Here is a 12,712-nt window from a genome sequence, read left to right as displayed (position 1 = left end):
GCTGCCGGGGGTCGAGAAGCTTGGCCACGGATCCGCTCTAACACCGCTGACAGAGCACGGCAAAGAGGGTTAGGATGGGGGAAAGACAGGAGAGGGACATGGACGACCAGGCTCTTGGCGGGCAGGAACGCGCCGGCTTTACCGCGATGGCGGAGGGCAGCGCCGAGGACTGGGCGATCATCGCGGGGCAGTTTCGGCACTTCGCGCATGGGCTGCCCGATCGGGTGCTGACGCACCTCAAGCTGCTCGATGGCGATTTCGGGGGCTTTCCCGTGGATCGGCTCGAACATTCGCTCCAGACCGCGACGCGCGCGCACCGCGACGGACGCGGCGAGGATTATGTCGTGATGGCGCTGCTCCACGATATCGGCGACACGCTGGGGAGCTATAACCATCCCGAGGTGGCGGCGGCGATCCTCAAGCCCTTCGTGAGCGAGGAGATCCACTGGATCTGCCAGAATCACGGCGCCTTTCAGGGCTATTATTATTTCCACTTCCTCGGGATGGACCGCGACATCCGCGAGCGTTTCCGGGATTCGCCGCATTTCGAGGCGTGCCGCGAGTTTTGCGAGAAATATGATCAGGCGGCGTTCGATCCGGACTATGCGAGCGAGCCGCTGAGCTTTTTCGAGCCGATGGTGCGGCGCGTGTTCGCGCGGCCGGTCAACAGCATGTACGCCAAGGCGCTGGAGGCGGAGGGCTGACCCCCGATCCTCCCCCCGCAAGGGGGAGGTGGCAGGCGCAGCCTGACGGAGGGGGAGGGCGACGGCCACGTCTGTTTCGTGTCCGCCCCCTCCGACGCCTTCGGCGCCACCTCCCCCTGGCGGGGGAGGATTGAGAAGGTGGCGCCGCCCTTGTCCCACAAACGAAAACCGCCGCCCCGTTTCCGGAGCGGCGGCATTCTGTTGGCCGTGAGGCGGTTGGCTTAGAAACCGACCACCAGCGCCGCCGTGACCGCCCGCGGCACGCCGAACTGGACGTTCGGAACGCTGAAGCGGTTCGACGAACCACCGAAACCGCCGACATAGAATTGGTCGAACAGGTTGGTGACGTTGAACTGGAGATAGGTCTTGCTGAGGCCCCACTGCTCCATGTTCACGCGGACGTCGAGGTCGACGAGCGTATAGGCCGGAGCGGCGGCGTTATAGACCTGGACGAGGCGGCCCGCACCCGTGGTGCTCGAGCTGTTCGCGCAGAAGTCGCCGTTGCGAACCGAACCGTTGCCCGTGCCCGCGGTGTTGAAGCACTGGAAGACGGCCAGATTCTCGTCGTTGACGTAGCGCTTGCCGGTCCGCTTGACCTGCAGGCCGATATCGACCGGACCGAGGGTGCCCTGGATACGGCCACCGAAGGTGTAGACCGGCGCACCCGATTCACGCTTGCCGGCGGTCAGATAATAGACCGGCACGTTCGGCGTGGCACCGTTGAAGTCGGTATCGAAGTTGCCGATCAGCAGATTGTCCTTGATCTCCGAGTGCAGGTACGAACCGAACACATAGATGAGGAGATCCGGGGTCGGCTTGTAGGCGATGCTGCCGTCGAAGCCCCACTTGGTCACGTCGCCGAGGTTGCGGGTGATCGTCTGGTCGAGCTCGGGATCGTACGCGGTCGCGATACGGTTCTTGTACGCGGTGTACCAGCCCGAGAGCTGCGCGGTCAGACGGCCGTGACGATAGCGGAAGCCGCCGTCAAAGCTATCGGTGCCTTCCGCGAGCGGCTTGGCCTGATCGGCGCCCACCGGGAAATAGAAGGCGTTGTACAGGATGTCCGTACCCGGAACCGAGATGCCCTTGGTGTAGCTGGCGAACAGGCTCAGATCGCCGGTCACGTCGAAGGTCAGGCCGACGCTCGGCAGCAGCTTGCTGTAGGTGTAGGTGCGCGACGACGGCGGCGCGAAGCCGACGACGCAGGTGACCGAGGTGGTGCACACGCCCGCCGGACGCGTGACGGCGCCGACCGTGGTCACGCCCGGACCAAAATAGGTGTAGGGGTTCGCAGCGGCATAGGCGGCGACCTGCGCCGGATCGACGCAGGCGACGTTGCCGTTGGCCGCGACGGTGAAGCAATGCTGGTTGAGGTCGCGGGTGAACCACTTGTTGGTGATGCCGAGCACGACGGTGAGCCCGCCGAACTGGCCGCGATACTCGCCCGAAAGCTGCTGCAGCGTGGCGTAGGACAGACGATCGCGCTTCTGGATCGGGTTGCCCTGGCCGTCGAGCACCGGCTGATTGATCGGGAAGACGTCATAGGGCTCGCCGTTCGGCGCGAGCAGGACATGCTCGCCGGTCTGGCGATGGCGGCCGCGATCATAGGTGTAGTTGATGCGGATGCGGTTATCGTCGTTGATGTCATAGGCCAGCGTGCTGACCACGACATAGCGGCGCGTGGTGGTCTCGCTCGGGTTGCCGAGCTCGACGGTGTCGAGCGTGTCGCCGTCGCCGTTGAGGTCACGGCCGACATAGGTGCCGAAGCCGCCAGGCGAGGCATTGCCGCCGTTCGGGCCAGCGTTGAGGACTCCGGTGTAGGTGTTCGCGCCGCAGGCGCCCACCGTCGGGGAGTTGCCCAGCGTGGTGCAGCCTTCACGCGCCCCGACGACGCCGCCGCCATTGGCCTTGACGTACTGGAAGCTGGCGTCGGTGGTCAGCGTTAGCCCTTCGGCCAGCGTGAAGCGCGAGGCCACGCGGATGTTGCCGGTGTTCGACGGGTTGTAGCGGCGGTCGAACTCGATGCCGCAGGTGTTGGCGTTGTCGACCAGGCCGGCGCGGGCCGTGGTGGTCGCGCACGGATAGTTGATGTTGTAGAAGCGCTCGTTGCGGGTGGTCGGGAAGCGGTTTGCCGTGCCCGTGCCGACGACGCGCGGCGTGCCGTTCACCGGAACCGAGGTCAGATCGGTGCGCAGCGGCGCCGAGCCGAAGAAGTTGTTGCGGTTCTGGTTGTAATGGCCCGCGACCGAGATGAAGTCCCCGTTCGAGCCGATCGGCTGATAGATGCGGCCGTTCCACTGGGCCTTTTGGAGCTGGCCGTAATTGTTGAACGGATTGTCGCCATTGACCCACGAGGCCGAGACGAAGGCGCGGGTGCCGAAGCTGGTCAGGCTGCCCGTGTCGATCATCGCGAAGCCGCGATAGAAGTTGCGCTTGCCTGCCGGGCTGCCCTCGGCCGCATAGGTGCCGACCATGCCGCTGAACAGCGCGCCCAGCTCTTCGCCGGGAACGCGGGTGCGGATGTTGACGGTGCCGCCCGAAGCCGAAGCGGTCGGGCTGTCGACGTCGGTGGAGCCGAGGTTGACCGTGACCGACTCGAGGGTCTCGGGATCCTGCTGCTGGTTCGAATAGATCGCGTAGTTGCCGGTGTCGTTCAGCGGAACGCCGTCGATCGTCTGCGAGATGCGGGTCGAATCGAAGCCGCGGATCGTGAAGGTACCGCCGGCCGCGCCGGTCGCGTCATTGTTCTGGAAGCTGACGCCGGGCGACAGGTTGATGATGTCGTTGACGGTCTGGCCGGGGCGCTGACGCTGGATCAGCTCGCTGTCGATGGTGACCTTCGACTTGGGCGTGTCGGGGAGCTGGACACCGCCGACGCTGCGCGCAGTCGCGGTGCCGGTGACGACGATCTCGGTCTCGCCTTCGAAATCGGTCGAGCCGGTCGACTGTGCATAGGCCGCGGACGGCAGAATGAGCGCGGCAAATGCCACGCTCGCGAAAAGCTTGGTGCGCATGGTCTTCCCCTTCGTTGGGTGGTGCCCGTAAAACAAAACAGTGCGGAACGTTGCGGTGTGGTTCACCGTCTTAGCCGCCTCTGGCGACTGAATATGGCCAGAATGTTACAGTCAATGCCAGGATGTCCTAAGCCGAGATTCAGCCATGCTGCGTTGCAAAAAGGCCACGCCCGTAGAGTTACGTAGGGCCATGCCAAGCGACTGAAAAAGCTCAGTTAGTTGCGCCTGCGACGATATCGGCCCAGCCCGCTTCGTCGATGACGCGAATCCCCAGCTCGGCGGCTTTTTTGAGCTTCGATCCGGCGCCCGGGCCCGCGATGACGAGGTCGGTCTTGGCCGAAACCGATCCCGCGACTCGGGCGCCCAGGGCCTCTGCCTGCGCCTTGGCCTCGTCGCGGCTGAGCGTCTCGAGGCTGCCGGTGAAGACGAGCGTCATGCCGCTGACTTCCGACTCGCGCGTCTCGACGATGAAGGGCGGCGGGGCGACCTCGGCGAGCAGATCGGCCCAGGCCGCGCGGTTATGCTCCTCGTGGAAAAAGTCGGCGAGCGCCTGGCCGACCGCGCCGCCGGCATTCTCGACGCCGATCTGCTCGGTGATCGCCTTGTCGAGGCGGGCGCGGTGTTTCGCGTCGCTCTCGCCGAGCGCGGGCGGGGTCGCGTCGCGCAGCGCGATGAGGTCGTCGGCAAGGGTGCGGATCGCGTCGAGCGTGGCGTAGCGCTTGAGCAGGTCGCGCGCGGTGATCGCGCCGATATGGCGGATGCCGAGCCCGAACAGGAGGCGGGCGCCGTCGGGCGCGCGCTTGGCCTCGATCGCGGCGAGCAGGGCGTCGACCGATTTCTCCTGCCAGCCTTCGCGGCCGAGCAGTTCCTCGCGGTGCGCGGCGAGGCGGAAAATGTCGGCGGGTTCGGCGATCCAGCCGAGATCGAGGAATTCGATCAGCGTCTTCTCGCCCAGCCCCTCGATGTCGAGCGCGCCGCGGCTGACGAAATGCTTGAGCCGTTCGAGCCGCTGCGCCGCGCAGATCAGCCCGCCGGTGCAGCGGATATCGACCTCGCCCTCCTCGCGCACCGCTTCGGAATCGCAGATCGGACAGCGATCGGGGAAGACGAAGGAGTCGCGCACTTCATCGCGGGTGAGGTTCTCGACGATCTGGGGGATGACGTCGCCGGCGCGCTGGAGGACGACGCGGTCGCCGGGGCGGACCCCGAGCCGGGCGATCTCGTCGGCATTGTGCAGGGTGGCGTTGGTGACGACGACGCCGCCGACCGTGACGGGCTTGAGGCGAGCGACCGGGGTGAGCTTGCCGGTACGGCCGACCTGGATGTCGATCCGCTCGAGCGTCGTCTCGGCGCGTTGCGCCGGGAATTTGTGCGCGATGGCCCAGCGCGGAGCCCGCCCGACAAAGCCGAGGCGTTCCTGATATTTGAGCCGGTTCAACTTGTAGACCACGCCGTCGATGTCGAAGTTCAAATCCGCCCGCGCGCGTTCGATGGCCCGATATTGCTCCAGGGCTTCGGTGAGATCGGCGCAGGATCTGAAAAGGCCGGAGACGGGGAAGCCCCAATCGCGGATCACCGCGATCACGCTGGCCTGCGTGTCGCCGGGAAGCGCGCTATGGTCCCCCCAGCCCCAGGCGAAGAAGCTGAGCGGGCGCGAGGCGGTCACCTCCGCGTCCTTTTGCCGCAGCGAACCCGCCGCGGCGTTGCGCGGATTGGCGAACTGGCGCGCCTTTTCCGGATCGTCCGCCTCGGCGAGCAGGCGCGCATTCAGCGCGAGGAAGGCGGACTTTTCCATGTAGATTTCGCCGCGCACTTCAAACACCTCCGGCGCGCCGTCGGGGAGCGTCTTGGGGATGCTGCCGATGGTGCAGACATTGGCGGTCACGTCTTCGCCGATCCGTCCGTCGCCCCGTGTGAGCGCGCGGACCAGGCGGCCGCCTTCGTAGCGGAGCGAGCAGGACAGGCCATCGATCTTGGGCTCGGCGGTGAGCGCGATCACCTCGTCGTCGGGGAGCTTGAGGAAACGGCGGACGCGGCCGAGAAAGTCCGCCGCCTCCTCCTCGTCAAAGGCATTGTCGAGGCTGAACATCGGCTGCGCATGGGCGACCTTGGCGAGCGCGGAAGATGGCGCGGCGCCGACCGATTTCGAGGGCGAATCGGGTCGGACCAGATCGGGGAAGGCGGCCTCGATCGCGCTGTTGCGCCGCATCAGCGCGTCGTAATCGGCGTCGCTGATCTCGGGGGCGTCGTCATCATGGTAGAGGCGGTTATGGTGCGCGATCTCGGCGGCGAGCGCTTCGAGTTCGGCGGCGGCTTCGTCCGGAGTCTGGGGGAGCGGCTGCATGGGCATCTCGCTAATCCGGGGGATGGATCAAGTCCACCGATTGGCGCATGGGAGCGGCGATGCGTTTCGATCTCGAACCGATTGGAGTCGTCCGGGGTGGCCGTGCCGAGGCCATCGACGACGATTGGGATCGCGAGACGGCGGTGATCGAACTCGCGCCGCGCTTCGGGGCGGAGGCCCTGGCGGGGCTCGGCGACTTCAGCCATGCCGAGATCGTGTTCGTGTTCCACCGGGTGCCGGACGAGAAGATCGAGACGGGCGCGCGGCATCCGCGGGGACGCGCGGACTGGCCGCTGGTCGGCATCTTCGCGCAGCGGGGGAAGAACCGGCCCAACCGGCTGGGGGTGACGGTCTGCGCAATCGAGCGGGTCGAGGGGACGCGGCTGCACGTGCGCGGGCTCGACGCGGTCGATGGGACGCCGGTGGTTGATATCAAGCCGGTGATGCGGGGCTTCCTGCCGCGCGGCGAATTGCGCGAGCCCGAATGGGCTGGCGAGCTGATGGCGGGCTATTGGGATCGGGAGGGCTGATGCGGATCGGCGACTTTCTGCTGGGGCAGCGGGTCGATCTGGCGCTCCCATTGCCGCCCGAGGCCTGCGCGGCGCGACTAAGGACGCTGGTGCCGGCGCACGACCTGCCGATCGGGCACCGCCGGCTGCTGGGCCGTGTCGAGGGCGATTGGGTCAATCTCCATTATGTCGGCTCTTTTCTCGTGGACCGGCGCGAACATGCGCGACTGGAAGCGCGGCTTATCGCGCATGACGGCGGCACGCGGCTGATCGGCAGCTTCCGGTCGCTGACGTCGCTGGTCGTGCTCGTGGTCTTTCATGGGGTGATACTGGGCATGGCGGGCGTGATGATCCGTGACGCGCCCGCCTGGGACGCGGGGTTGGCGTGGCGGCTTGTCTTTCCTGCCGGGTTCCTGGTCGCTGTCTGGGCCTTCCTGTTCGCCTATGCCGCTGCCGCCGACGATGACTGGGAGCGGATTCACGGTGCCATAATGAGGGTATGCGCCGAATGAAGCGGGTGCTGCGGCTGGCCGGGGCGGTGCTGCTGTGGATGGTGGTGACGCTGTGCCTGACCGTGACCGTCGTCCCGCATTTCCTCGACCGCATCTATTATCGCGGCCCCGCGAGCGCGCATTTCGACGGGCAGCATTTCTTCAATCCCGATGGCGATGACGACCGGCTGAGGCTGACCGGCGCCAACAGCCGGTGGACACTGCTGACGCGGCAGATCTTCGGCGATCCGACGCGGCCCGCCTGGCCCGATCATGTCGCGGTGACGCCGACAAGGCCGCCGGCGCGCGTGATGGGCGCGGCGATGCTGGCGACCTGGGTGGGGCATGCGACGCTGCTGGTGCAGGCCGATGGGGTGAACATCCTGACCGATCCGGTGTGGAGCGAGACCGTCGGCCCGTTCGGGATCGGGCCGCGGCGCGTGGCCGAGCCGGGGATAGGGCTGAAGGACCTCCCGAAGATCGACGTCATTCTGGTGAGCCACAATCACTATGATCATATGGATGTCGCGACGCTCAAGAAGCTGTGGGATCGCGACCGGCCGCTGATCGTGACCTCGCTCGGCAATGACGCGATCCTGCGATCGGCGGGAATCGAAGCGAAAGTGGCCGATTGGGGCGGGACCATCCCTGCCGGGCCCATCGCCGCCGTCCATGTCACGCGCAATCATCATTGGGGCAGCCGCTGGTTCACCGACCGCAACCGCGCGCTCTGGTCGAGCTTCGTGGTGCGGCTGCCCCACGGCAATTTCTTCTTCTCTGGCGACACCGGGATCGGGGACGGGAAATGGCCCGCCGAGGCGGCGGCCTATGGGCCGATCCGGCTGGCGGCGATTCCGATCGGGGCCTTCCGTTTCGAGGAAGGCCAGATGGGGGCGGGGAGCCATATCGGGCCGTGGGACGCGATCCGCGTGTGGAACGGGCTGGGGCGGCCCTTCGCGATCCCGATCCATTGGGGGACCTTCCGGCTGAGCCGGGAGGGGTATCGGACGCCGCCGACCATGCTGGAACGGATGCTCCGGTGCGCGGGCGAATATCCGGGCGTGTTCGCCGACATAGCGATCGGGAAGCCGGTGACCGTTCCCCCGTTGAAAGGCTGGGCCCAGCCGCGGCCCGACATGGCGGGGATCGACTATTGCAACAAACTGGGGGAATTCAGAGACCTGCGCTAGGCTTCACCGCTTGCAGTCGCCCAGCCTTGTCCACTTCGTCTGATACGCCACGCGGACGCGTTCGGTGGCGCCGCTCTTGTCCTTGACGTTCATGTTGACCGCGACCTTGGCGTCGGCGCTCTCCTCGCGCTCATGGCCTTCGAACTCGACCGTGCCGCTGATCTCCATCCCCATCTTGTCGCTGGGGCCGCAGGTGCCGGTGCTGGTGAGATTGCCGCCCTTCTCGTCGAAGGTTTCGAGATGGCAGAGCTTTTCCGAATTGGCGAGCATGTCGCGGTTGATCTCGCGCCCCGATTTGAGCGTGGGCTCGATGCAGTCCTTGATCTCGGTCGAATCGGGCGGGAGGCTGAAGGGCGCGTCCTGGCGATCGACCCAGACATCGTTGGCGATCAGCGTGAGCAGCTTCGATTCCTTCTGCCACTGGCCGAGTCGCGGCGCATTGGCGGGATTGTCGGTCATCGGGCCGCAGCCGGCGAGCAGGCCGGCCGTCAGCAGCATGGCGGGCAAATGATAGCGCATCGCGGAAGGCCCCCTCGCGGTGAGATGCCAGCATGACGGGGCGGCGTTTCAAATCGGTTAAATGGCGTGTGCAGAGGCGCTTGATGCGAGAGGGGTGCAGCGGCTATTTTGTGCAAGTCCGGGGAAGGGTCGAAAACCGTGAGAGAGGGCGCCGTGCGCGCATTGCATGTCTATGACGCGACGCTGGATCGCGTCGGGTTGGCGTTGGCGACGGGCAGCGCGCTGGGGGGCGCGCTGGTGGTCGGGCTGCGGCTGATCGCGGGGGAGCGCAATCCGATGTACCTGACCGGCAGCTGGCTGTTCGGCGCGGTGTTCGTCGCGATCGGGATCACCGCGGTGGTGGGGCCGCTCTGGCTCGTCATGCATGTCGCGGGGCTGCGGCGCGCGCGCCATGCCGCGCTGATCGGGGCGCTGGCGGCGCTGGTGGTGTTCGTGGGCGCGCAGACCTGGGGCTTCGGGCTGTTCCAGGTGCCGATCATGGACAACCGGACCTGGCTCTATGTCTGGCTGAGCGCGCTTGCGGTCAGCGCTGTGCTGGCGGTGGCGGCGGCGCTGATCGGGGTGATCATGTGGCGGATCGCGTACCGGCGGCAGATTTGATCCTCCCCGTTCCGGGGAGGAGTTTCTAGGCCGGCCCTACCCGGAACGCGCAGAGCTTGTTGCCGTCGAGATCGCGGAAATAGGCGGCGTAGAAGGCTTGCGGGCCCTCGTCGCCGCGGACGCCGGGCGGGCCTTCGTCCCGGCCGCCCAGCGCCATTGCCTTCTCGTAAAGCGCATCGACCTTGGCGCGCTCGTCGAGCACCACCGCGATCATCGTGCCGTTGCCCGCGGTGGCGGGCTGGCCGTCGAAGGGACGGGTGACGCCGAGCGCGGGCTTGTCCCATGCCGCGCCCCAGGCGGTCGAGTTGGGGAACTCCATCAGCCGGCCGACGCCGATCGCGCCGAACAGGCCGTCATAGAAGGTACGGGCGGCGTCGTAATCGTTGGTGCCCACGAGCGCGTAGCCGATCACCTCACTTCTCCCCTGCGGCGCAATCGCCGATCCGGCGGCTCGAGATGTTCGCCTTGATCTTCATCGGTGCCGGGCCGCCCATCTGCATGTCGGCGGTACCCGTCATCGAGTCGCCGGTGTAGGTCCCCGAGGTCACCATCCGCATCCCCTCCTTGCCGTTGCGATCGGGGCAGGAAACGGTCTGCTCGATATGGCCGCCGTTCATCGAGAATTTCTCGACGGTGCATTTGCTCCTGGCGTCGCCGGTGAGGAAATTGCCGCCGGGCTTGGCCGCCTCCTCCGCCGACATGCAATAGCTGTGCTTCTGCGGCTCCTTCATCCTGGCGAGCATCAGGTCGCCCATTCCCTTGGGCATGTTCGGCATTTCGGGGAGCTGGGCGTCGGTCACCTCGATCGTGGTTTCCCATTTGCCGGGGTTGAAATGGATGCCGCTGTCCGACGCCGCCTTGGCGACCTCTTCGGGCGAGGCGTTGGTGAGCGTCACGCTGGCCTGGTTGCAGGCGGCAAGCGGCAATGCGGCGGCGATGAGCAGCGTGATACGCATGGTTTCTCTCCCTGTGCTGCGCGGGGCTGTTCCCGATTTGTTGCAGGCTGGCGATAGAATCACCATAACGTTGGACTATGGCAATCCAGATTCGCACCAGCCTGGCCGAACCCGAGACCGGGCCGGCCTTCGTACCCCACCGGCCCGAGCGGCCTGCGAAGGCGGAAGGAGGCAAGCGATTCAAGCTGGTGAGCGATTACCAGCCTTCGGGAGACCAGCGCCAGGCGATTCCCGAGCTGGTCGAGCAGGCCCGGGCGGGCGAGAAGGACCAGGTGCTGCTGGGGGTCACCGGCAGCGGCAAGACCTTCACCATGGCCAAGGTGATCGAGGAGCTGCAGCGCCCCGCGCTGATCCTCGCGCCCAACAAGATCCTGGCGGCGCAGCTCTATGGCGAGTTCAAGAGCTTCTTCCCCGAGAATGCGGTCGAATATTTCGTCAGCTATTACGATTATTACCAGCCCGAAGCCTATGTGCCCCGCTCCGACACCTACATCGAGAAAGAGTCGAGCGTGAACGAGGCGATCGACCGGATGCGGCACGCCGCGACCCGGTCGCTGCTCGAACGCGACGATGTGATCATCGTGGCGTCGGTCTCGTGCATCTACGGCATCGGATCGGTCGAGACCTATTCGGCGATGATCTTCGACCTGAAGAAAGGCATGGTGGTCGACCAGCGCGAGATCATCCGCAAGCTGGTCGCGCTCCAGTACAAGCGCAACGACCAGGCATTCGCGCGGGGCAATTTCCGGGTGCGGGGGGACAGCCTCGAGCTCTTCCCATCGCACTATGAGGATACCGCGTGGCGGATCAGCTTCTTCGGCGACGAGATCGAGGAGATCACCGAGTTCGATCCGCTGACGGGCAGCAAGGTGGCGTCGCTCGACTATGTCCGGGTCTATGCCAACTCGCACTATGTGACGCCGGGGCCGACGCTCAAGCAGGCGATGGAGGGCATCCGTCACGAGCTGGCCGAGCGGCTCAAGGAGATGGAGGCCGAGGGCAAATTGCTCGAGCATCAGCGGCTCGAGCAGCGGACGAACTTCGACCTCGAGATGATCGCCGCGACCGGAAGCTGTGCGGGGATCGAGAATTATTCGCGCTTCCTCACCGGACGCCTGCCGGGGGAACCGCCGCCGACTTTGTTCGAATATCTGCCCGAGAACGCGTTGCTCTTCGTCGACGAGAGCCATGTCACGATCGGGCAGATCAACGGCATGTCGCGCGGCGATCATCGGCGCAAGATCACGCTGGCGGAGTATGGCTTCCGGCTGCCGAGCTGCATCGACAATAGGCCTTTGCGCTTCAACGAATGGGACGCGATGCGGCCGCAGACCGTGTGCGTCTCCGCGACACCCGGGGGCTGGGAGCTGGAGCAGACCGGGGGCGTGTTCGTCGAGCAGGTGATCCGCCCGACCGGGCTGATCGACCCGCCGGTGGAGATCAAGCCGGTCGAGGAGCAGGTGCAGGACCTGATCCAGGAGTGCAACAAGACCACCGCCGCGGGATACCGCACGCTCGTCACCACGCTGACCAAGCGGATGGCGGAGGATTTGACCGAATATATGCACGAAGCGGGGATCAAGTGCCGCTACATGCATTCGGATACCGAGACGCTGGAGCGGATCGAGCTGATCCGCGATTTGCGGATGGGCGTCTATGACGTGCTGATCGGGATCAACCTGCTGCGCGAGGGGCTCGATATTCCCGAGTGCGGGCTGGTCGCGATCCTCGATGCCGACAAGGAGGGGTTCCTGCGCAGCGAGACCTCGCTGATCCAGACGATCGGGCGCGCGGCGCGTAACGTGGACGGGCGGGTGATCCTGTACGCCGACCGCGTGACCGGATCGATGGAGCGCGCGCTGGCGGAGACCGGGCGGCGGCGCGAGAAGCAGGTCGCCTACAACACCGAGCACGGCATCACGCCCGAGACGATCAAGCGCAACATCGGCGACATCATCGCGCATGTCGCGTCGAAGGATCAGGTGACCGTCGAGATCGATGCCGACCGGCCGCACATGGTGGGCCACAATCTGCGGGCGTATATCGAGGAGCTCGAAAAGAAGATGCGCGATGCGGCGGCGAACCTCGAGTTCGAGGAAGCTGGCCGGCTGCGCGACGAGATTCGCGCGCTGGAGGCGGAGGAGCTGGGGCTGCCAGTGGATGAGCGGAAGGCGCCGGTGATGGGGCGGAGCAACGAGGGCAAGCCGGGGACGCGGAAGGGGCGGTTCGGAAAGCAGAGCCGGACGAAATGGGGTGGGGGACGGCGCTAGCGCGCCCGGTACCTCAACCCCCGAAACCGCGCGCTTCTCTCGCCGCTCGCCTCACGGCGGGACGTCGTCATTATCCTCTCGCTGTGCCGCCGCAACACGGCAGCAACGAACATTC

11 protein-coding genes are annotated in these 12,712 nt (G+C 66.2%); 6 read left to right on the top strand and 5 right to left on the bottom strand.

Annotated features, from left to right (window positions below; translation table 11 throughout):
* Nucleotides 1-98: 98 nt before the first annotated feature.
* Nucleotides 99-704 carry an HD domain-containing protein gene (locus OF829_RS02895; protein WP_264938441.1) on the top strand — a complete coding sequence of 202 codons (606 nt, stop codon included), beginning with the start codon at nt 99-101 and terminating at the stop codon, nt 702-704.
* 221 nt (nt 705-925) lie between these two features.
* Here OF829_RS02895 and OF829_RS02890 read toward each other — a convergent pair whose 3' ends face one another.
* Nucleotides 926-3,718 (bottom strand): TonB-dependent receptor, encoded by a 2,793-nt coding sequence (locus OF829_RS02890; RefSeq protein ID WP_264938440.1) that lies wholly within the window; start codon nt 3,716-3,718, stop codon nt 926-928.
* A 211-nt stretch (nt 3,719-3,929) separates the two neighbouring features.
* Nucleotides 3,930-6,062, bottom strand: coding sequence for an NAD-dependent DNA ligase LigA (gene ligA, locus OF829_RS02885; RefSeq protein ID WP_264938439.1), 2,133 nt, complete (start codon nt 6,060-6,062; stop codon nt 3,930-3,932).
* A 59-nt stretch (nt 6,063-6,121) separates the two neighbouring features.
* Here ligA and OF829_RS02880 point away from each other — a divergent pair, with 59 nt between their 5' ends.
* Genes OF829_RS02880 through OF829_RS02870 form a run of 3 tightly spaced genes read left to right on the top strand, consistent with a single transcriptional unit; the run spans nt 6,122 to nt 8,252 of the window.
* Nucleotides 6,122-6,592, top strand: a complete 471-nt coding sequence (locus OF829_RS02880; RefSeq protein ID WP_264938438.1) for an SAM-dependent methyltransferase — start codon at nt 6,122-6,124, stop codon at nt 6,590-6,592.
* Nucleotides 6,547-7,083 (top strand): hypothetical protein, encoded by a 537-nt coding sequence (locus OF829_RS02875; RefSeq protein WP_264938437.1) that lies wholly within the window; start codon nt 6,547-6,549, stop codon nt 7,081-7,083. The genes OF829_RS02880 and OF829_RS02875 overlap by 46 nt, the downstream gene beginning before the upstream one ends.
* Entirely contained in the window at nt 7,080-8,252 is a 1,173-nt protein-coding gene (locus tag OF829_RS02870; protein ID WP_406701391.1) for an MBL fold metallo-hydrolase, read from the top strand. The genes OF829_RS02875 and OF829_RS02870 overlap by 4 nt, the downstream gene beginning before the upstream one ends.
* A 3-nt stretch (nt 8,253-8,255) precedes the next feature.
* On the opposite strand, the gene OF829_RS02865 is transcribed toward OF829_RS02870, so the two are convergent.
* Nucleotides 8,256-8,771: a DUF3617 family protein gene (locus tag OF829_RS02865; RefSeq protein WP_264938435.1), complete on the bottom strand. Its 516-nt coding sequence runs from the start codon at nt 8,769-8,771 to the stop codon at nt 8,256-8,258.
* A gap of 153 nt (nt 8,772-8,924) precedes the next feature.
* Between OF829_RS02865 and OF829_RS02860 the strand changes: the two genes are divergently transcribed.
* On the top strand, nt 8,925-9,371 hold the full coding sequence (locus OF829_RS02860) for a hypothetical protein (RefSeq protein WP_264938434.1): 447 nt from the start codon (nt 8,925-8,927) through the stop codon (nt 9,369-9,371).
* A gap of 25 nt (nt 9,372-9,396) precedes the next feature.
* Here OF829_RS02860 and OF829_RS02855 read toward each other — a convergent pair whose 3' ends face one another.
* The gene (locus OF829_RS02855; RefSeq protein ID WP_264938433.1) at nt 9,397-9,783 is read right to left on the bottom strand and encodes a VOC family protein; all 387 of its coding nucleotides are present in this window, start codon (nt 9,781-9,783) and stop codon (nt 9,397-9,399) included.
* A 1-nt stretch (nt 9,784) separates the two neighbouring features.
* Nucleotides 9,785-10,327 (bottom strand): DUF3617 domain-containing protein, encoded by a 543-nt coding sequence (locus OF829_RS02850; protein ID WP_264938432.1) that lies wholly within the window; start codon nt 10,325-10,327, stop codon nt 9,785-9,787.
* Nucleotides 10,328-10,404: 77 nt separating this feature from the next.
* Between OF829_RS02850 and uvrB the strand changes: the two genes are divergently transcribed.
* Nucleotides 10,405-12,597, top strand: coding sequence for an excinuclease ABC subunit UvrB (uvrB, locus tag OF829_RS02845; protein ID WP_264938431.1), 2,193 nt, complete (start codon nt 10,405-10,407; stop codon nt 12,595-12,597).
* Nucleotides 12,598-12,712 lie beyond the last annotated feature (115 nt).

The organism is Sphingomonas caeni (genome assembly GCF_026013415.1).
Taxonomy (GTDB): domain Bacteria; phylum Pseudomonadota; class Alphaproteobacteria; order Sphingomonadales; family Sphingomonadaceae; genus Sphingomonas; species Sphingomonas caeni.
This window is presented reverse-complemented; position numbering and strand designations above follow the sequence as displayed.

Bases quoted from the DNA above. Each gene is read 5' to 3' on its own strand.
- OF829_RS02895 (WP_264938441.1), top strand. From the start codon at position 99: ATGGACGACCAGGCTCTTGGCGGGCAGGAACGCGCCGGCTTTACCGCG.
- OF829_RS02890 (WP_264938440.1), bottom strand. From the start codon at position 3,718: ATGCGCACCAAGCTTTTCGCGAGCGTGGCATTTGCCGCGCTCATTCTG.
- ligA (WP_264938439.1), bottom strand. From the start codon at position 6,062: ATGCAGCCGCTCCCCCAGACTCCGGACGAAGCCGCCGCCGAACTCGAA.
- OF829_RS02880 (WP_264938438.1), top strand. From the start codon at position 6,122: ATGCGTTTCGATCTCGAACCGATTGGAGTCGTCCGGGGTGGCCGTGCC.
- OF829_RS02875 (WP_264938437.1), top strand. From the start codon at position 6,547: ATGGGCTGGCGAGCTGATGGCGGGCTATTGGGATCGGGAGGGCTGATG.
- OF829_RS02870 (WP_406701391.1), top strand. From the start codon at position 7,080: ATGAAGCGGGTGCTGCGGCTGGCCGGGGCGGTGCTGCTGTGGATGGTG.
- OF829_RS02865 (WP_264938435.1), bottom strand. From the start codon at position 8,771: ATGCGCTATCATTTGCCCGCCATGCTGCTGACGGCCGGCCTGCTCGCC.
- OF829_RS02850 (WP_264938432.1), bottom strand. From the start codon at position 10,327: ATGCGTATCACGCTGCTCATCGCCGCCGCATTGCCGCTTGCCGCCTGC.
- uvrB (WP_264938431.1), top strand. From the start codon at position 10,405: ATGGCAATCCAGATTCGCACCAGCCTGGCCGAACCCGAGACCGGGCCG.